General features: G+C 74.6%; 20 protein-coding genes. 11 read left to right on the forward strand and 9 right to left on the reverse strand.

Annotation, left to right across the window (positions count from 1 at the left end; genetic code table 11):
* Window positions 1–43: 43 nt before the first annotated feature.
* The 3 genes from ACIBCJ_RS01685 to ACIBCJ_RS01695 all read right to left on the reverse strand — a co-directional run bounded on the left by ACIBCJ_RS01685 (window position 44) and on the right by ACIBCJ_RS01695 (window position 1,642).
* Window positions 44–391, reverse strand: coding sequence for a hypothetical protein (locus ACIBCJ_RS01685; RefSeq protein ID WP_362091931.1), 348 nt, complete (start codon window positions 389–391; stop codon window positions 44–46).
* A complete protein-coding gene (locus ACIBCJ_RS01690) occupies window positions 388–930 on the reverse strand; it encodes a DUF6232 family protein (RefSeq protein ID WP_362091934.1) in 543 nt (180 codons plus the stop codon). The genes ACIBCJ_RS01685 and ACIBCJ_RS01690 overlap by 4 nt, the downstream gene beginning before the upstream one ends.
* Before the next feature lie 310 nt (window positions 931–1,240).
* Window positions 1,241–1,642, reverse strand: coding sequence for a hypothetical protein (locus ACIBCJ_RS01695; RefSeq protein ID WP_362511303.1), 402 nt, complete (start codon window positions 1,640–1,642; stop codon window positions 1,241–1,243).
* 265 nt (window positions 1,643–1,907) lie between these two features.
* On the opposite strand from ACIBCJ_RS01695, the gene ACIBCJ_RS01700 reads away from it, so the two are divergent.
* Together ACIBCJ_RS01700 and ACIBCJ_RS01705 are read left to right on the forward strand one after the other, a co-directional pair.
* A complete protein-coding gene (locus tag ACIBCJ_RS01700) occupies window positions 1,908–2,540 on the forward strand; it encodes a bifunctional 4-hydroxy-2-oxoglutarate aldolase/2-dehydro-3-deoxy-phosphogluconate aldolase (protein ID WP_365978791.1) in 633 nt (210 codons plus the stop codon).
* 302 nt (window positions 2,541–2,842) lie between these two features.
* Window positions 2,843–3,799 (forward strand): sugar kinase, encoded by a 957-nt coding sequence (locus tag ACIBCJ_RS01705; RefSeq protein WP_393523839.1) that lies wholly within the window; start codon window positions 2,843–2,845, stop codon window positions 3,797–3,799.
* 36 nt (window positions 3,800–3,835) lie between these two features.
* Here ACIBCJ_RS01705 and ACIBCJ_RS01710 read toward each other — a convergent pair whose 3' ends face one another.
* Window positions 3,836–4,261: a hypothetical protein gene (locus tag ACIBCJ_RS01710; RefSeq protein ID WP_362091946.1), complete on the reverse strand. Its 426-nt coding sequence runs from the start codon at window positions 4,259–4,261 to the stop codon at window positions 3,836–3,838.
* Between the two features lie 189 nt (window positions 4,262–4,450).
* Here ACIBCJ_RS01710 and ACIBCJ_RS01715 point away from each other — a divergent pair, with 189 nt between their 5' ends.
* Window positions 4,451–4,963 (forward strand): DUF2269 domain-containing protein, encoded by a 513-nt coding sequence (locus tag ACIBCJ_RS01715; protein ID WP_362091949.1) that lies wholly within the window; start codon window positions 4,451–4,453, stop codon window positions 4,961–4,963.
* On the forward strand, window positions 4,960–5,961 hold the full coding sequence (locus tag ACIBCJ_RS01720) for an NADPH:quinone reductase (protein WP_365978789.1): 1,002 nt from the start codon (window positions 4,960–4,962) through the stop codon (window positions 5,959–5,961). The genes ACIBCJ_RS01715 and ACIBCJ_RS01720 overlap by 4 nt, the downstream gene beginning before the upstream one ends.
* A gap of 68 nt (window positions 5,962–6,029) precedes the next feature.
* Here the strand turns inward: ACIBCJ_RS01720 and ACIBCJ_RS01725 are convergent, their stop codons facing one another.
* Window positions 6,030–6,830 carry a thioesterase family protein gene (locus ACIBCJ_RS01725; RefSeq protein ID WP_365978788.1) on the reverse strand — a complete coding sequence of 267 codons (801 nt, stop codon included), beginning with the start codon at window positions 6,828–6,830 and terminating at the stop codon, window positions 6,030–6,032.
* Window positions 6,831–7,009: 179 nt separating this feature from the next.
* Between ACIBCJ_RS01725 and ACIBCJ_RS01730 the strand changes: the two genes are divergently transcribed.
* From ACIBCJ_RS01730 to ACIBCJ_RS01740, 3 genes are read left to right on the forward strand one after another with little or no spacing between them, the layout of a single operon-like run.
* Window positions 7,010–7,237 carry a DUF2945 domain-containing protein gene (locus tag ACIBCJ_RS01730; RefSeq protein WP_362091958.1) on the forward strand — a complete coding sequence of 76 codons (228 nt, stop codon included), beginning with the start codon at window positions 7,010–7,012 and terminating at the stop codon, window positions 7,235–7,237.
* 6 nt (window positions 7,238–7,243) lie between these two features.
* A complete protein-coding gene (locus ACIBCJ_RS01735; protein WP_362091961.1) occupies window positions 7,244–7,585 on the forward strand; it encodes a DUF3140 domain-containing protein in 342 nt (113 codons plus the stop codon).
* Window positions 7,578–8,009, forward strand: coding sequence for a hypothetical protein (locus tag ACIBCJ_RS01740; protein ID WP_365978787.1), 432 nt, complete (start codon window positions 7,578–7,580; stop codon window positions 8,007–8,009). Before ACIBCJ_RS01735 ends, ACIBCJ_RS01740 begins: the two co-directional genes overlap by 8 nt.
* Window positions 8,010–8,060: 51 nt before the next feature.
* Here the strand turns inward: ACIBCJ_RS01740 and ACIBCJ_RS01745 are convergent, their stop codons facing one another.
* Complete coding sequence (locus ACIBCJ_RS01745; RefSeq protein WP_365978786.1) at window positions 8,061–9,437, reverse strand: deoxyribodipyrimidine photo-lyase; 1,377 nt, start codon at window positions 9,435–9,437, stop codon at window positions 8,061–8,063.
* Between the two features lie 333 nt (window positions 9,438–9,770).
* A complete protein-coding gene (locus tag ACIBCJ_RS01750) occupies window positions 9,771–11,333 on the reverse strand; it encodes an SDR family oxidoreductase (protein ID WP_365978785.1) in 1,563 nt (520 codons plus the stop codon).
* Between the two features lie 104 nt (window positions 11,334–11,437).
* On the opposite strand from ACIBCJ_RS01750, the gene ACIBCJ_RS01755 reads away from it, so the two are divergent.
* Together ACIBCJ_RS01755 and ACIBCJ_RS01760 are read left to right on the forward strand one after the other, a co-directional pair.
* Window positions 11,438–11,950 carry a MarR family transcriptional regulator gene (locus ACIBCJ_RS01755; RefSeq protein WP_362091973.1) on the forward strand — a complete coding sequence of 171 codons (513 nt, stop codon included), beginning with the start codon at window positions 11,438–11,440 and terminating at the stop codon, window positions 11,948–11,950.
* Window positions 11,951–12,090: 140 nt separating this feature from the next.
* A complete protein-coding gene (locus ACIBCJ_RS01760) occupies window positions 12,091–14,190 on the forward strand; it encodes an MMPL family transporter (protein WP_365978784.1) in 2,100 nt (699 codons plus the stop codon).
* Window positions 14,191–14,208: 18 nt separating this feature from the next.
* Here ACIBCJ_RS01760 and ACIBCJ_RS01765 read toward each other — a convergent pair whose 3' ends face one another.
* Window positions 14,209–14,622, reverse strand: coding sequence for a TIGR03618 family F420-dependent PPOX class oxidoreductase (locus tag ACIBCJ_RS01765; RefSeq protein WP_362091979.1), 414 nt, complete (start codon window positions 14,620–14,622; stop codon window positions 14,209–14,211).
* 113 nt (window positions 14,623–14,735) lie between these two features.
* Window positions 14,736–14,945, reverse strand: coding sequence for a hypothetical protein (locus tag ACIBCJ_RS01770; RefSeq protein ID WP_362091982.1), 210 nt, complete (start codon window positions 14,943–14,945; stop codon window positions 14,736–14,738).
* 223 nt (window positions 14,946–15,168) lie between these two features.
* Between ACIBCJ_RS01770 and ACIBCJ_RS01775 the strand changes: the two genes are divergently transcribed.
* Both ACIBCJ_RS01775 and ACIBCJ_RS01780 read left to right on the forward strand, forming a co-directional pair.
* A complete protein-coding gene (locus ACIBCJ_RS01775; protein ID WP_365978783.1) occupies window positions 15,169–16,170 on the forward strand; it encodes a mechanosensitive ion channel family protein in 1,002 nt (333 codons plus the stop codon).
* A gap of 198 nt (window positions 16,171–16,368) precedes the next feature.
* Window positions 16,369–17,013: a class I SAM-dependent methyltransferase gene (locus tag ACIBCJ_RS01780; protein WP_362511347.1), complete on the forward strand. Its 645-nt coding sequence runs from the start codon at window positions 16,369–16,371 to the stop codon at window positions 17,011–17,013.
* Window positions 17,014–17,106: the final 93 nt, after the last annotated feature.

Below are 17,106 nucleotides of genomic sequence, written 5' to 3' on the forward strand. Positions count from 1 at the left end.
GCGGGGAGTGTGTCGCCGCTGTCGACGGCCGCCCGCCCCCGGGTCACTGGCCGCCCAGCAGTGCCAGCAGTCTTCCCACCGCCTCCGACACCGGCTGGCCCACCGCGCCGACGGCGGCCGCGATCTGCGCGACGGACGCCAGGACGATGCCGCGCTCGCGCAGAGCGCCTGCGTCCGGGGTGAGCTCGGGCAGCGCGTCGTCGACGGTCCGGGTCTGGTCGGGAGTGAGGTGCGGACGCAGCTCACGCAGGAAGCGGGTGAGGTCCTCGACGGCGGCGCGCAGCTCGGCGTCCTGGGAGGCGCCGCCGGCGGTGCCGTAGTTGAAGCCGATGTTCTCGCGACCGCCGGTGATGTTGACCGTGGGGCCGTAGTAGTTCGACGCGTCGCTCACAGCTTGAACCCCGTGTTTCCCCGGCCGTCCCTCATGTTGACGACCGGACCGTAGTTGTTCGTGTTGTTGTACTGCTGCACCAGCGCGGTGAACTCGGCCTCCGGATGGTCGATCGCGTACGCGATCCGTCCGGCGATCCGGCGCAGTTCGTCCATGCTCGGCAGCGTCACGATCACCTTGGAGCCACTGGCCATCTCGACGGTCAGCACCGGTTTGGCCGACACGAAGAGCCCCTTGGAGACGACGGCCAGACCGACCGCGACGATGAGGATCCAGAGGTTGCCGCTGTCCCCGGCGCGTGCCTCGCCGTCGTTCGCGGAGTTGATCAGCACGTAGACCACCACGGCGCCGAGCAGCCACGCCAGGAGGCGGGCGCCGGCCGAACTCCAGTCGGGCTTCATCCGATAGGCGTCGACCCAGGTGATGTTGTGCAGCGGGATCGCGGCCGACCCCACCCACAGCATGCGGCGGCTGACGCGGAGGACCAGGGGACCCCCCTTGGACGGGGCCGGCGGCAGCGGCGGAGGACCGGGCGGCACGGAGGGAGGCGGGAACGGCGCCTGCGGCGCCTGCGGCGGCTCCGGCGATCGCGGTGGCTCCGGTGGCTCGGGTGGCGATGCGCCGACGGTTCCTCTGTGATCCATGACTCCCCCGTGTCGTCGTCCCACCCGCACACCGCAGGAGCACCATTAAGCGCCTGGAGGCCGGGGGGAGGCAGACCAGAAGCAGCCAATCCGCCGGTCGTGGCCGGGAGTTGACCACTCAACGCCTCGACCGAGGTCCGCACGACGGGCATACGGCCGACCGGCCCGGCGGGGGAGCCGGGCCGGTCGGCCGGTACGCCGTCGGTCAATGGTGGCCGTGCGGCCGCAGCCACTGCGGCCGGTGGGCGGCCGGGCGACGGTGCCCGGACGGCTCGTCCGCGGCGCTCGTGCTGCTGCCCTGACCCTCCAGACGGCCGGCCAGCTCGTCGCGCTCCGCGGTGGCGCGCCTGGCGGTCTCGCGGTCACCGCGGCGCTTCTTGCCCCGATGGCGCGCCAGCACCGTCCCGGCCAGGAGCATCCACATGCCCAGGCCGAAGATCAGGGTCAGCGCGATACCGCCGAGGAACGCCCCGAGGGTGCTGATCGTGAACGGTTCGCTCCCCAGCAGCGTCACGGTGTAGTCCGGACCGCCGGACAGGTTGTACGCGATCAGCAGGCCTGCGAAGGCGGCGGCGCCCGCCATGAGCAGGAGGCCCAGCACCAGCATGATTCTCACCTCGTCGCACGTGGATGTCCTCCGTCCGGGTCACCATGACGAATGCGGCAAAACGCGTAATCCGGACTTGGTGGTCGGAAGGGTGGAGGGCCGCGGGCGGCCCGGTGCCGGCACCGCGTTACCACGCCGCCTCGCCGACGCCTCCGGGTCCCCGGCCTGCGACGTCGCCGAGCCGGCGTCCTACGCTGGCCGCCGGGTGCCGCTGCGCGCCGACCGATCCGCAACACCGGGACCTCCCGGAGAAGGAGCCTCGCCCGTGGACCTGCGAGCCGCCCTCGCCGCCCACCGTCTCGTCGCCATCGTGCGCGGGAACGACGCCGACGCCGCGCTGCACACCGTGCTGACCCTGGCCGACGAGGGCGTGGAACTCATCGAGGTGTCGCTGACCGGCAAGGACGCCCTCCTGGTCATCGAGCGGGCCAGAGCGGCCCTCGGGCCGGACCGGCCCCTGGGCGCCGGCACGGTGCTCACCGCCGACGACGCCGTGGCCGCCCACCGCGCCGGCGCCGACTTCGCGGTCACCCCGGGCCTGGGGGAGGGCGTCGTGGCGGCCCGCGAGCGCGGCGTGCCCGTTCTGGCCGGCGTCATGACCCCCACCGACGTCATCACCGCGCGCACCCTCGGCGCCGCCGCGCTGAAGATCTTCCCGGCGGCCCAGGCCGGTGGACCCGCCTACGTCAAGGCCCTGCGCGGACCCTTCCCGCACGAGGTGCTGGTGCCCGTCGGCGGCGTCGACGAGGCGGCCGCCCGCGCCCACCTGGCGGCCGGCGCCACCGCGGTCGGGGTCGGGTCCCCGCTGATCGGGGACGCCGCCGACGGAGGCAGCCTCGACGCCCTCCGCGCCCGCGCCCGCGCCTTCCGCGCCGCCGTCCGTGAGGCCCGGCCGTGACCGGCACGCCGCCCGCCGCCGCCGAGGGGCACGACGGCACCCGCGCCCCCGCACACACACCGGTCCCCGCGAGCACGCCGGCCCCCGTGAGCGCGCCGGCCCCCGCACACGCGCCGGACGCCTCCGCACAGACGCCGGACGCCGCCGTACGCACGCCGGACACCCCGGCACGCAAGCCGGACGCCGCCGTACGCATGCGGGAGGCCGTCCTGCGCACGTGCACGGACGACGACGCCCCCGCCGCGGCGGACGCGGCCTTCTGGCGGCCGGCGCGGGGGCCCGTGGTGTGTCTCGGGGAGACCATGGCGGCCCTGGCCCCGCCCCCGCCGCACGCGCTCGACTCGGCCGACTCCCTGCGCCTGTCGGTGGCCGGCGCCGAGTCGAACGTGGCCATGTACCTCGCGGACCTCGGCCTGCCCGTCTCCTGGCTCTCGGCGGTCGGGGACGACGCGCTCGGCCGGCGCGTGCGGGCTGCCGTCGCACGGGCGGGCGTGGACGTCTCCGGTGTGCGCACCGACCCGGACCGGCCGACCGGCCTGCTCCTGAAGGACCCGGGCGCCGCCGGGACGCGCGTGCACTACTACCGCCGGGGTTCGGCGGCCTCGGCCCTCGGTCCCGGCGTCCTGGACGACGAACGGTTCGGCACGGCCGCCCTCCTTCACCTGACCGGGGTGACCCCCGCGCTCTCCCCGGCCTGCCGTGCCCTGGTGGAACGGGCGCTGCACACCCCGCCGGCGCGACGCGCCCACGCGGTCAGCTTCGACGTCAACCACCGCCCCGCGCTGTGGCCGCCGGACACCGCCCCCTCGGTGCTGCGGGACCTGGCCGACCGCGCCGACATCGTCTTCGTCGGCCTGGACGAGGCCCAGGAACTGTGGGGCGAGCACCTGACCGCAGCGGACGTGCGCCGCCTGCTGAGCGGCCCGCGTGTCCTCGTCGTCAAGGACGGCGGGCGGGGAGCCACCGCGTTCACCGAGCGGGCGGTGTGCACGGTGCCCGCCCTGGCCACCGAGGTGGTGGAGCCGGTGGGCGCGGGGGACGCGTTCGCCGCCGGATTCCTCGCCGGGCTGTGCGGCGGGACGGACCTGACCCGGGCCCTGCGCCTCGGCCACATCACCGCCGCCTCCGCGCTGAAGGTCGTGGGGGACCACGGGCCGCTGCCCGACGCGGACACCGTCGGAGCCATGCTGGCCCTCACCGAGCAGGACTGGTGCCGGGCGACGGTGCCCTGGAACACGGGCCCGGCCACGAGCCGGTGACCCCCGAGGCGTGGCTCCGCCGGCCTTCCGGTGTCGCTAGCGCGACCTGCTCGTGACCCCGTCGACGACGAACCCGACCCCGATGCCGAGCATCCAGGTGTCCTTGGCCAGGGCGATGCCGTCCTGGGTCGGACGCAGGCTGCCCTCCTCGCGCATCCCGGGGGTGCGCAGGTACAGGCCCACCAGTCCGGCCGAGAAGGCGGTCAGGCCGATGCCGGCCAGAGCCGTCGGTACGACCGGCAGGAGCAGCGCCGTGCCGAGCGTGATCTCACCCGCGGACAACAGCCGGAGGAACGTCGCCGGCTGGAGTCTGCCGAGGAACGGATAGGCGTTCTTCGCCATGCCGTGCATCATCGCGGCGGTCTGCTCGTCCCCACCGCGCTTGGCCAGGCCGGAGTTGAGGATGAAGGCCCCGGTGGCAAGTCGCGGGGCGACGTGCCGGAGTGCGATGGGCAGACGCATGGGACCTCCTAGCGGTGTTTCCTGGAGACAGGCTCAGGCTACGGCGCGTGAGTGCCCCTCGCAGCGCGGGTGTCCGCGGCCTGCTCCGATCGGGGCACGGTGACGGCCGCCGCGTACGCCCGGGCCGGTAGGGCGGGTTACTCCCCTCGCGGGACGCCCTGACGGCGGGGGAGCGGCAGCGTGAGGGGCGTGAAACTCACCCGCCCCGCCCGCAGGGCCGCCCTCGTCGTCCACGTCGTCGCTTCCGCCGCCTGGCTCGGGCTCACGCTCGGACTGCTGGCCCTCGGCGTCACCGCCGCGACCACCGATGCCCCGGAGACGGTGGCGGCCGGTGTCCGCGGCATGAAGCTGTTCGCCGACTGGCTGCTGCTGCCCCTCGCCCTGCTCACCCTGACCAGTGGCCTGGTGCTGGCCCTGGGTACGCCGTGGGGACTGGCCCGGTACCGGTGGGTGTACACGAAGTTCTGGCTGACCCTGGGCACGGCCCTCGCCACCTTCTTCGCACTGCGCCCGGGGGTGAACTCGGCGTTCGCCGCCGTGGCCGCCGGCGCACCGCTGCCCGACGCGGGCGACGTGCTCTTCGGGCCGGTCGTCTCGCTGTCCGCCTACGTCTTCATGACGGTGCTCTCGCTGCTCAAGCCCTGGGGACTCACCCGGCGCGGTCGCCGGTCGCGGCCGGCCGTTCGTAGCATGCCCTCATGAACGGCACAGTCTCCGACACCATGCGGGCGGCGTACATCGACGCCGTCGGACCGGCCGAAACGATCAGGTACGGCGAACTCCCCGTGCCGCCGATCGGGCCCACGGACGTCCTGGTGAGAGTCGGCGCCGTCGCGGCCGACCCGGTGGACACCTTCGTGCGGTCCGGGGCGTACGCCACCCCGCTGCCGCTTCCCTTCGTCGTCGGCCGCGACCTGGTGGGCGAGGTCGCGGCGGCCGGACCGGGCACGGCGGGTTTCTCCGCCGGACAGCCGGTGTGGTGCAACAGCCTGGGCCACGCGGGACGGCAGGGCTCCTTCGCCGAGTACGCGGCGGTCGCCGCCGACCGGCTCTACCCCGTCCCGCCCGGCGTCGCCGCCGACGACCTGGTGGCCGCCGCGCACCCGGCGGCCTCCGCCTGGCTGGCGCTGTTCCGGCACGGCCGGCTGCGGGCGGGGGAGACCGTGTACGTCGGGGGCGGCGCCGGGAACGTGGGCGGTGCCGCCGTCGCCCTCGCCGCCCGCGCCGGCGCGCGCGTCGTCGCCACGGCCCGGCCCGAGGACGCAGCCGAGGTGCGGCGCCTGGGCGCGGCCGAGGTCCTCGACTACCGGGCTCCGGATCTCGGCGGGCAACTGCGCCGGGCGGCTCCCGACGGCTTCGACGTGCACCTGGACACGTCCGGGCACGGGGAGCTGGCCGACGCCGTGGACCTGCTGGCCCACGGCGGGCGGCTGGTCGCGATGGTCGGGCTCGGCCGGGGAGCCGTCGAGCTGCCGCTCGGCCGGCTCTACACCCGGGACGCGAGCATCGTGGGCTTCGCCATCAGCAACGCCACGACCGCCGACCTCGCCGACGCGGCCCGGGGCGTCGCCATGGTGCTCGGGGACACGCCGTGGCGCCCGCACATCGCCGACCGCCTGCCGTTGTCGGACACGGCCGAGGCGCACCGCAGGCTGGAGGCCGGGGAGGTGCGGGGACGGCTGGTCCTGACGCCTGGCTGACGGGCCCTTCGGGCCGGTGGTCCTGTCGCCTGGCTGACGGGCCGTTCGGGCCGGCCGGCGCGGGCCGCTCAGGGCTGCGGACGGACGGTCAGCAGCTGCTGGGCGTGGCCCACGGGGCCGTCCACGTCGTGCAGCACGGTGCTGGTGATGCCCTGGCCGGTGGGCCCGAAGACGACGGTGGTGTCCAGACCGGTCCAGCGGCCGCGCGGCGCGCGGTGCAGGTGCAGGGTCAGATCCACGTTGGGGAACATCCACTCCCGTGGCGACTGCCGTACCGCGATGCCGTTGGCCGTGTCGACCAGCGCGACGTAGGAGGCCAGCGGGCTCGCGCTCTCCCCGGCGACCAGATCGAGGGCGGTGGAGACCCAGGCGGTGGTGCGGCCGGGCCGGGGCGGGGAGAGCGGGCGGACGTCCAGGGAGGCGATGTAGCCGCCGGGCCACTGGGCCGCCATCGGCCAAGGGGCCAGCGTGTCCGGAGCGGTGAGCCGGTCGGCGCCGCCCCCCGCGACGCCGCTCGTGTCCCCGTCCGCCAGAAGCCACGCCCTGGCCCGCGCCACTGACCGGTCGGCGATCAGCACCGTCGCCTCGACCAGTTCGATGGTGCGTCCCGGCCGGACGGTCTCCACCCGTATCTCGCACTCGTCCAGCGCCGGGCGGCCCAGGATGTCGAAGCTGATCCGGCTCAGTGACATGTCCGCACCGGCCCGGCCCGCGAGATGGCGGTCCACGGCGTGGACGACCAGCCCCCCGAGCGGACTGAAGTGCTGCTCGTCCGGGCTCCACGCGCCGCCCGCGTGCGGGGTGGGCTTGTAACGGTGCTCGTCGATCCGCTCGTAGTAGCTGTCCGGGGTCGCTGTGCTGGTGTTCAACGGGCTGCTCCTGGAACGACGGCGGCGTGGAGGGCGTGGACGCGGGCCGAACGGGTGGCGCCGGGGCCGCGACCAGGATAGTTCGGCGGCGAATCCGGCCCGGCCCGAGTGGGAGGCCCCCGGCTGGGAACCCAGGGTGTCCGGTAAGCCGAGGGGCGCGCAGGCGAAGGAGCACCACGATGGCGAAGAACCGCGACGACGGCGAGCACCTGAAGAAGGGCGACAAGGTCACCTGGAGCAGCCACGGATCCCGCACCGAGGGCGAGGTGGAGAAGAAGATCACCGAGCGTACCGAGGCGTCCGGCCGCACCGTGGACGCCTCCTCGGACGACCCGCAGTACGAGGTGCGCAGTGACAAGTCGGGCAGGTCGGCGGTGCACAAGCCGTCCGCGCTGAAGAAGAAGTGAGGGGCCATGGACGGCGACGAGCGGGACGAGACCCGGGAAGCCTTCCAGGAGCTGGTGAACATGACACCGGCGGAGCTGGAGAAGTGGCTGGACAGTGACGAGTCGCGGGACGCCGGGCACCACAAGGACGGGGGCGAGTCCGTCGGGCACGCGTCCGGCCGCAGGATCGCCGAGATCCAGCGGAAGAAGAAGGGCGATCTGTCCGACGACGACTACGAGCACATGCGCAAGGTCGTCGGCTACGTGCGCCGGCACCTCGCCCAGCGCCCGTCGGGCGACGTCGAGGACACCCGGTGGCGGTACTCGCTCATGAACTGGGGCCACGACCCCTTGGAGAACCATGGCTGACGAGGCGCACCGGCGCCCCGAGGGGGTCAGCGACGCGACGGTCGAAGCCCTCGGGTCGCTGTCCAAGGCGCTGGAGACGACCGAGTGCGCCCGCGGCCACCTGTTCGCCTTCCACCAGTTCACCGGCTCGGCGGACCTCGAACTCGACCGCGCGGTGGAGCTGCTGCGCGCCGCCGGTCACGAGGACTGGGCGGAGCGCGTCCGCACGGAGATCGTCGGCCGCAACGTCATCCCGGGCCACTGGACGTTCCAGATCGTCGAGGCGTACGACCGGACGTACTACCAGGCGTTCCGGGACCTGGAGCGGGAGGCGGTGGCGCGTCTCGCCCAGGGACGCGACCACCTGTTCGAGGCGGAGCTGAAGGAGGCCCGCCGTACGCGGAACCACCCGGACCACACGTCCCGCCCCGGCAGCCCCGACTGACCGCCGTCCTCAACGGGCCCGGCGCTCCACCGTTCCCGGCGGGCCCGGGGGTCAGTCGCGTCCCCGGGCCCGCTTGAAGCGGTCCAGGCCTTCGGCGAGGTCGACGATCGGGTCCGGGTAGGCGTCGTACGCGGACCGCTCTTTCGCCGGCAGCCGCCACGGCTCGTGCACGGAGCGGCCCTCCAGTCCCGCCAGCTCGGGCACCCAGCGCCGGACGTAGGTCCCGTCGGGGTCGAACCGCCGTGCCTGGGTGGTGGGGTTGAGGACACGGTGCGGCCGGGTGTCGGTGCCGGTGCCCGCGGCCCACTGCCAGTTCATCTGGTTGTTGGCCACGTCGCCGTCGGCCAGCAGGCGCAGGAAGTGCCGGGCGCCGACCCGCCAGTCCACGTACAGCGTCTTGGTGAGGAAGCTCGCGACGAGCAGGCGGCCCCGGTTGTGCATCCAGCCCTCGTGCCGCAGCTGGCGCATCGCGGCGTCCACGATCGGGTAGCCCGTGCGCCCCTCCCGCCACGCGGCGGCGTCCGCCTCGGCGGCGGCACCGGTGCGCCAGCGGTCGTGCCGGGTGCGGTAGTCGGCGGTCGAGGAGTGCGGGCGGGCGGCCAGCACCTGATGGTGGAAGTCCCGCCAGGCCAGCTGCCGTACGAAGGCCTCGGGGCCGGGGCCGTCCACACCGCGCGCCCGGTGCACCAGCTCGACGGGGGAGAGCGCGCCGAAGTGCAGGTCGGGGGAGAGCCGGGAGGTCGCGTCGCCCGCCAGGTCGTCGTGGTGGTCCGCGTAACCGGAGACTCCGTCGCGCAGCCAGGCCGTCATCCGTTTCCTGGCCTCCCGCTCCCCGCCGGCCGCCAGCCCGGGCGACAGCTCCGCCGGCGCCCCGCGGCCGGGCAGCGGTTCCGAACCGACCCCGTCCGGGACACGGACCCCGCGCGGGGCGGCCAGCGGTTCGCGGACCCGGTGGTCGCACCAACGCCGGAAGTACGGCGTGAAGACCGCGAAGTGATCGGAGGACGCCGGGGTGACGGCCCCCGGCGCCAGCACGGTCGTCACGGCGTCGTGCACGTGCAGCCGGCAGCCCCGCGCCTCCAGCGCGGACCGCAGGAGTTCCTCGCGCCGGTGCGCGTGCGCGCTGACGTCGGCCGCCATGTGCACCTCGTCGGCCTCCGCCTCCCCGGCCACCGCGCACACCTGCGCGACGAGGTCCCCGGAACGCACGACCAGCCGCCCGCCCCGGTCGCGCAGGCCCGCGTCCAGGTCCCGCAGGCAGTCGGCGAGGAGGGCGAGCCGGTTGGGCGCGGCGAATCCGGCGGCGTCCACGGCCCGGTCACGGACGAACAGCGGCACCACGGCTGCGGAGCGGTCCAGGGCCGCCCGCAGCGGCGGATGGTCGTGCAGCCGCAGATCGCGGGTGAACAGGACGACCGACGTGGTCATGGCGCTCCTCGCAGGGGTGTCGGGCGGGCGACGGTACCGGACCGGGGGGTGCCTCGGCCGGGGACGCGCGGGAGCCGCCGCCCCGGCACCGGGAACGACGCGGACGACCGGAAAAGACCGTCCCCGCCGTCCACGCCGGCCGGCCCGGAGCCGGCCGGGGGACCGTACAGGGCCGTGATCACCGCCCCGATGGAAGGAGCCGCCGGTACGGGGTCTCCGGCCGCCGTCGTCGCCCGGTGCTGCGAGGCGCCGACGGCGGGGGTGGCTGCATACGGCGTACGCGCCGGACGGAGCCGTGTCCCCGCGGGGCCGGGCGATCCGGCGTACCCGCCCTCACGCGCCGGGGTTCTCGGACGCCGGGTGCGAAGGTCGGGACGCGCGGACGGCGGCGCGGGCGATGTTGCGGGCCATGCCGCCGAAGACCACGGAGTGGAAGGGCCACACGCTCCACCAGTACGCGTGGCCCGCCAGCCCGTGGGGATGGAACAGCGCCCGCTGGCGGTACCGGGTCCGTCCGGCGTCGTCGGTCTCCGCGTACATCTCCAGCCAGGCCAGGCCCGGCAGCCGCATCTCGGCACGCAGGCGCAGCAGCCGGCCGGGGACGATCTCCTCCACCCGCCAGAAGTCGAGCGAGTCGCCGACCCGCAGCCGCGCGGCGTCCCGGCGCCCCCGGCGCAGGCCGACCCCGCCGACCAGCCGGTCGAGCCGGCCCCGTACCGCCCAGGCCAGCGGAAAGGAGTACCAGCCGTTGTCGCCGCCGATGCCCTCGATGACCCGCCACAACGCGTCGGGCGGCGCGTCGACCGTCAGCGTGCGGTGGTCGGTGTAGAGGCTGCCGCCGGCCCAGTCCGGGTCGGTGGGCAGGGGGTCGCTGGGCGCCCCCGGCACGGACGCGGACGACCAGCGGGTGGTCACCCTGGCGTCCCGCACCCGTTGCAGGGCCAGCCGCAGCGCGTCGTCGAAGCCCAGCGGATACCCCGGCGGGGGCGGCACGTACCGCACGATGTCGTTCTCGCGGCACACCACCTCGTGCCGCAGCGACTCGGTGAGCGGCCGTGCGATGCCCGCCGGGACCGGCGTGACCAGGCCGACCCAGTGGCTGGACAGGCCGGGGGACAGCATCGGCACCGGCAGGATCAGGCGCCGGCGCAGCTCGGCGACCTCGGCGTAACGGAACATCATGTCCCGGTAGGTCAGGACGTCGGGACCGCCGACGTCGAAGGCCCGGGACACCTCGGCCGGCATGGTCGCGCTGCCGACGAGGGCCCGCAGCACGTCCCGGACGGCGACCGGCTGGATGCGGGTGTGGACCCAGCTGGGCGTGACCATCACCGGCAGCCGCTCGGTGAGGTAGCGCAGCATCTCGAAGGAGGCCGAACCGGAGCCGATGACGATCGCCGCGCGCAGCACGGTCGTGGGCACCCGGGAGGCCAGCAGGATGCGGCCGACCTCGGCGCGGGAGCGCAGGTGCGGGGAGAGTTCGCCTTCCGGCACACCGGGCGGCGTCAGACCGCCCAGGTAGACGATGCGCCGCACGCCCGCCGCCTCGGCCCGCTCGGCGAAGACGCGCGCCGCCCGCCGGTCGGTCGCCTCGAAGTCGTCGCCGCTGCCGAGCGCGTGCACCAGGTAGTAGGCGACGTCGACGCCCTCCATCGCCCCGGCCACCGAGTCCGCGTCGGTGACGTCCCCGCGCACCACCTCCGCCTTCCCCGCCCACGGATGGTCGCGCAGCTTGTCCGGGGAGCGGGCCAGGCACCGCACCCGGTACCCGGCGTCGAGCAGCTCGGGCACGAGGCGGCCCCCGATGTATCCCGTCGCGCCGGTGACCAGACAGCGCAGGCCCGCTCCGCCGCCCTCGTCGCTCGTCCGGTCGGGTCCTTCGTCTGCCTGGCTCATGGCGCTCCGTCGCTCGCGGGACAGTCGGTCACATGCACCCTTCCCCCCGACGGCCCGCGGCGGACGCGTCCCGGCCCAGGTCGACCCTTCTATACGCTGATCGCGTGGCGACAGCGAACCAGCGCGGACAGCACGCGCACGAGCGGGGGCCCGGAGCCGGACCCGGCACCGAGGCGAGCGACCTGCACGTCCTGGCCGCCCGGCTGAGGCGGATGAACGGCGAGATCAACCGTCTCGTGCACGCGTTCGCCGGCCGCCACGGACTGCACGCCACCGACGTCCAGGCGCTGGCCGCCATCCTGGACGCGCGCGAGCCGATGACGCCGGGGCGGCTGCGCGAGCACCTGGGGCTGACCTCGGGAGCGGTGACGGCCTGCGTGGACCGTCTGGAGCGCGCGGGGCACGTGCGGCGGGTGCGGGAGAACGCGGACCGCCGCGTCGTGCACCTGCACTACGTGCCCGAGGCCCGGGAGACGGCCCGCAGGTACTTCATGCCGCTGGCCGAGGCCGCCGCCGCGACCCGATCCCGCTTCGACGACGACGAAATGGCCGTCGTGATCCGCTTCCTGACGGCGATGAACGAGGAACTGCGCCTGGTGCGCACGGACGAGGGCTGAATCCGCCGCCCGTACCGCGTCCGGGGCGGCTCCGGGGGAACACGTCGGTGTGTCACGACGATCTCAGGTAACTCGATCATTGAGATTGTTTATGATCGAGTCACTTTCCGCGCCGCTGGAGACCTGGAGACCCCACACCGATGTCCACCCCCTCCCGACGGGCCCGCTGGCTCGTCCCGGCCCTCCTGCTCCTGGTCTGGCTCGGCATCGGCGGGGCCCTCGGGCCCTACGCCGGGAAGCTCGGCGAGGTCGCCACCAACGACCGGGCCGCGTTCCTGCCGCGCAGTGCCGAGTCCACCCGGGTCGTCGACGCCCAGAAGGCGTTCCAGCAGGACGAGACGCTCCCGGTCATCGTCGTGTGGACCGCCGACGGCGGCGGCTCCGTCACCGCTCACCGGGCCGAGGCCACCCGGTCCCTCGCCGCCCTGCGGGGCGAACCGGGCGTCGTCGGGCAGGCGTCGCCCGCGCTGCCCTCCGAGGACGGCGAGGCGCTCCAGGCCGTCGTGCAGGTCGAGCCCGACCTCGGCGACGCCCTGCCCGACGTCCTGGCGCAGGTCGAGGACGCCGCCGGACAGGTGCCCGGCACGCGGGCGCAACTGGCCGGCCCCGCGGCCTCCCAGGCGGACCTCTCCGACGCCTTCTCCGGCATCGACGGACTGCTGCTCGGCGTCGCACTGATCACCGTGCTGGTGATCCTGTTGCTCGTCTACCGCAGCGTCCTGCTGCCCCTGGTCATCATCCTGGGCGCCGTCTTCGCCCTCGGCCTCGCCTGCGCGATCGTCTACGCGCTCGCCCAGCGCGACGTCGTACGGGTCGACGGGCAGGTCCAGGGCATCCTCTCCATCCTCGTCATCGGCGCCGCCACCGACTACGCCCTGCTGCTCACCGCCCGCTTCCGCGAGGAACTGGCCCGGCACCCCGACCGCTTCACCGCCGTGCGCGCCGCCCTGCGGGCCTCCTGGAGCGCCGTCGTGGCCAGCGCGGCGACCGTCGCCCTCGCCCTGCTGGCGCTGCTGCTGAGCGACCTGACCAACAACCGCGCGCTCGGGCCCGTCGGCGCCATCGGCATCGTCTGTGCCGTACTGAGCACGCTCACCTTCCTGCCCGCCGTCCTGGTGCTGCTCGGCCGGGCCGCGTACTGGCCCGCGAAGCCCGCACCGGCCGGTGACCCGGATGCGGCCGGCGGACACCCGCTGTGGCACCGCGTCGCCGCGCTGGTGGACCGGGCCCCGCGCCGCATCTGGGCGATCTGCCTGGCCGCGCTGGTCGCCTGCGCCGCCTTCGCGCCGACCCTCACCTCCAAGGGCGTGCCCCTGGACGAGATCTTCGTGAACGACACCCCCTCGGTCACCGCGCAGCAGACCCTGGCCCGGCACTTCCCGGGCGGCTCCGGCAACCCGGCCGTGATCATCGCCGACGCCGACCGCCTCGACCCCGTCCTCGCGGCCGCCCGGGACACCCGCGGCGTCGCCTCGGCCGCCCCGGTGACCGCGTCCGGCCGCCCCGGCGGCGGCGACCCCAAGGTGGTCGACGGGCGGGTGCGGATCGACGCGACACTCCAGGCGCCGGCCGACAGCGACGCGGCCAAGGACGCGGTGGCCCGCCTCAGGTCGGCCGTCCACGACGTGCCCGGCGCGGACGCCCTGGTCGGCGGCTACACCGCCCAGCAGTACGACACCCAGCGCACCGCCGAGCACGACCGCACGCTCATCGTGCCCGTGGTCCTCGCCATCATCCTGGTCATCCTGATCGCCCTCCTGCGCTCGCTGCTGATGCCGGTGCTGCTGGTGGCGACGGTGGCGCTGAACTTCCTGGCCACCCTGGGCGTCTCGGCGCTGGTCTTCACCCACGTGTTCGGCTTCAGCGGCACGGACGCCTCCGTCCCGCTGTACGGGTTCGTCTTCCTGGTCGCCCTCGGCGTGGACTACAACATCTTCCTGATGTCCCGGGTACGGCAGGAAACGCTGCACCACGGGGTGCGCGAGGGCATCCTGCGCGGTCTGACGGCCACCGGCGGAGTGATCACCTCGGCGGGCGTCGTCCTCGCCGCCACCTTCGCCGCGCTCGGGGTGATCCCGCTCGCCTTCCTGGTGCAGATCGCCTTCATCGTGGCCTTCGGCGTCCTGCTGGACACACTGGTGGTGCGCTCGCTGCTGGTTCCCGCGCTCGCCCGCGACATCGGCGCCCCCGCCTGGTGGCCCGGGCGGCCGGGGCGCCGGGCCGGTGCCGGGCGGGAGTGACCCGCCCGGCCGGGGGTCTCAGGCCTCCGGCGGCCGTACCGTGCCGAGGAAGCGCCGTACGGCGATCTCGATGACGACCCGCTCCGGGTTCACCCGGGGCTGCCGGTAACGGGCGGCGTACCGGGCCTCCGCGTCGCGGACGGACCCGGCGTCCTCCCGCACGGACGCGACGCCCTCCAGGGTGGACCAGCGCCTGCCGTCCACCTGACCCACGGCGACGACCGCCCCGGCGGCCCGCCGCACGTTGCGTGCCTTCGTGGTGTCCCGGCCCGTGATGACCCGCGCCGTACGGGTCGCGTGGTCGTACGTCACCCCGACGGGGACCAGGTGCGGGGTCCCGTCGGCCCGCGGCGTCGACAGGAAGCACACCCGGCGCTCCTGCCAGAACCGGACGAACTCGTCGTCCCCGTCGTGCTGTTCCCCGGCGTCCATCCGCTCTCCTCACCCGCGCCGCGTGTGTCCCTTCCGGAACAGCATCGCCCGGCGGGCCGGACGCCCGCTCGGCGGGGTGGGGACAGGGGGTTCCGGGCGGCGGCCGGGGCGGGTCAGGCGGCGTCCCGTTCGGACGCGTGGGCCCCGGCCGGCTCCGGTCGCGGGCGGGAGTGGTGGCCCCGCCCGCCCGGGAGCAGACGCAGATGTCCCCGCCGTGCGTGCCGGGGCGGGGCCGGATCACGCAACAGCCGGTCCTCCAGGTACGTCATGGTGAACAGCAACAGCCCCAGTCCGGGCAGTAGCAGGACGGCAACGACAACCACGCCGCAGGCCCCCTCCGCTGTGGACGACTCCCCGCGGGTGCCCCGGCGGACGCGGACGATGGGCCCGCCGGGGTGAAGATGACGCGACCGTCCGGCATAAAGGGCAAGTCGGGCGAAGGGCGGCGGCCGTCCCGATGCGCGCCGGTCGTCATGTTCGGACGGCGGACGGGTAGGCGGCTGCGACGGCAGACAGATCGTCCAGAGGAACGGAGCAGCCGAGTCCATGTCGTACACCTCCCCGGCCGCCGGACCGGTCACGAACCCGCAGCTGGCGGCCTCGTGGCCGGACTGGATCGGCGACCACACCACGGCGCTGATCGGGATCCCGCTGCGCATCGCGCTGATCGTCGTGGTCCTGCTCGTACTGCGCGCGGTGGCCAAACGGGCCATCACCCGGGTCGTCCAGCGGGTCCTGGAACCCTCGGCGGGCGAGGCCGAACGCGGCCGCCCCCGCAGGCCGGCCCGCGGCGCCGCCGTCCTGCACCGCGACCGGTCCCGGGCCCGGCAGCGCCGCGAACAGCGGGCCCGCACCATCGGGTCGGTGCTCAGCAGCGCCGTGACCATCGTGCTCTTCATGATCGGCGTGGCCATGGTGCTCGACCAGGTCGGCATCGCCCTCGGCCCGCTGCTGGCCAGTGCCGGAGTCGTCGGCCTGGCCATCGGGTTCGGTGCCCAGAGCCTGGTCGCGGACTACCTCTCCGGGCTGCTCATCATGGTCGAGGACCAGTACGGCGTCGGTGACTCCGTGGACCTCGGCGAGGCCGTCGGCGAGGTGGAGCACGTCGGGCTGCGCCTGACCCATGTGCGCGACCTCAACGGCGGTCTGTGGCACATCCGCAACGGTGAGATCCTCCGGGTGCGCAACGACAGCCAGGAGTGGGCCCGCGCCGTCCTGGACGTCGCCGTGGCCCACGACGCCGACCTGGACACCGTCTACCGGATCCTCGAGGACACCGGCCGCGCCCTGCGCGAGGAGCCCGACTTCGCCGACGTCCTGCTGGAGGAACCTGTGGTCTGGGGCGTGCAGTCCGTGGACGCCGACGGGGTGCTGGTGCGCCTCGCCGCCAAGACGGTGCCGCAGCAGCAGTGGGGCGTCACGCGCGAGCTGCGCCGCCGGGTCAAGGAGGCGCTGGACGAGGCAGGCGTCGAGGACCCCTTCCCGCGGCGGACGGGGTGGCTGCGCGGGGACGGCCCCGACGGCCGGTCGGAAGCGCTGACGGGCTGACGGGCCGGCCGCCGGCGCCGCACTTGCCGGATCGGCCGCCGGTGCCGCACTTGCCGGATCGGCCGCCGGTGCCGCACTTGCCGGATCGGCAAACATCTTTGGCGCCTCCCGGTGCACCGGGGCAGCCTGCACACGGAGCGCGTGCCCGTCGCGCGCCCGGCCGAGCAGGCGACCGTCCCGCACCAGGAGGAACCCACCATGTCCGACACCCCCGCGCCGGCTGCCGCCGAGGAGTTCTGGGAGGCCCGCTACCGCGACACCGGCCGCGTCTGGAGCGGGCGCCCCAACGAGCTGCTCGTCCAGGAGGCGGGCGCCCTCGCCCCAGGAACCGCGCTGGACCTCGGCTGCGGCGAAGGGGCGGACGCCGTGTGGCTGGCCTCGCGCGGCTGGCGGGTCACCGGCGCGGACATCTCCGCCACCGCCCTCGCGCGCGCGGCCGGGCACGCCGCGGACGCCGGGGTCGGCGACCGCGTCGCCTGGGAACGCCACGAGCTGGGCCCCTCGTTCCCTCGGGGCTCCTTCGACCTGGTGAGCGCCCACTACCTGCAGTCCCCGGTCGCCCTCGACCAGCGGTCCGTGCTGCACGCGGCGGCCCGGGCCGTGGCGCCCGGCGGCACCCTGCTGGTCGTCATGCACGCGGGCTGGCCCTCCTGGCAGACCGAACCGCCCTTCGACGCCGTCTTCCCCACCCTGGACGGCGTCCTCGCCGAACTCGCCCTGCCGCGGGACGAGTGGACCGTGGTGACCCGCAGGACCGCTCGCAGGCCCAGCATGTCCCCCGAAGGCGCCGAGGGTTTCCGCGACGACCACGTGTGGCGCCTGCGTCGCACGGTTGTTGAATGAGTGACCTAAGAGAATTTTGTGAAGAAAGGCATGTTCTGGGACTTACCGGACACCCTTGGATGTGAAGGCCATTTGGCTACCAGAGGGAGATGG

The sequence above is a fragment of the Streptomyces sp. NPDC051136 genome, assembly GCF_044455745.1.
GTDB lineage: Bacteria > Actinomycetota > Actinomycetes > Streptomycetales > Streptomycetaceae > Streptomyces.

What these genes read in the sequence shown, in the direction of transcription:
- ACIBCJ_RS01695 (WP_362511303.1), bottom strand. Translation starts at nt 1,642, where the DNA reads ATGCTGGTGCTGGGCCTCCTGCTCATGGCGGGCGCCGCCGCCTTCGCA.
- ACIBCJ_RS01705 (WP_393523839.1), top strand. Translation starts at nt 2,843, where the DNA reads ATGGCGGCCCTGGCCCCGCCCCCGCCGCACGCGCTCGACTCGGCCGAC.
- ACIBCJ_RS01775 (WP_365978783.1), top strand. Translation starts at nt 15,169, where the DNA reads ATGTCGTACACCTCCCCGGCCGCCGGACCGGTCACGAACCCGCAGCTG.
- ACIBCJ_RS01730 (WP_362091958.1), top strand. Translation starts at nt 7,010, where the DNA reads ATGGCGAAGAACCGCGACGACGGCGAGCACCTGAAGAAGGGCGACAAG.
- ACIBCJ_RS01750 (WP_365978785.1), bottom strand. Translation starts at nt 11,333, where the DNA reads ATGAGCCAGGCAGACGAAGGACCCGACCGGACGAGCGACGAGGGCGGC.
- ACIBCJ_RS01740 (WP_365978787.1), top strand. Translation starts at nt 7,578, where the DNA reads ATGGCTGACGAGGCGCACCGGCGCCCCGAGGGGGTCAGCGACGCGACG.
- ACIBCJ_RS01765 (WP_362091979.1), bottom strand. Translation starts at nt 14,622, where the DNA reads ATGGACGCCGGGGAACAGCACGACGGGGACGACGAGTTCGTCCGGTTC.
- ACIBCJ_RS01710 (WP_362091946.1), bottom strand. Translation starts at nt 4,261, where the DNA reads ATGCGTCTGCCCATCGCACTCCGGCACGTCGCCCCGCGACTTGCCACC.
- ACIBCJ_RS01745 (WP_365978786.1), bottom strand. Translation starts at nt 9,437, where the DNA reads ATGACCACGTCGGTCGTCCTGTTCACCCGCGATCTGCGGCTGCACGAC.
- ACIBCJ_RS01780 (WP_362511347.1), top strand. Translation starts at nt 16,369, where the DNA reads ATGTCCGACACCCCCGCGCCGGCTGCCGCCGAGGAGTTCTGGGAGGCC.
- ACIBCJ_RS01760 (WP_365978784.1), top strand. Translation starts at nt 12,091, where the DNA reads ATGTCCACCCCCTCCCGACGGGCCCGCTGGCTCGTCCCGGCCCTCCTG.
- ACIBCJ_RS01735 (WP_362091961.1), top strand. Translation starts at nt 7,244, where the DNA reads ATGGACGGCGACGAGCGGGACGAGACCCGGGAAGCCTTCCAGGAGCTG.
- ACIBCJ_RS01720 (WP_365978789.1), top strand. Translation starts at nt 4,960, where the DNA reads ATGAACGGCACAGTCTCCGACACCATGCGGGCGGCGTACATCGACGCC.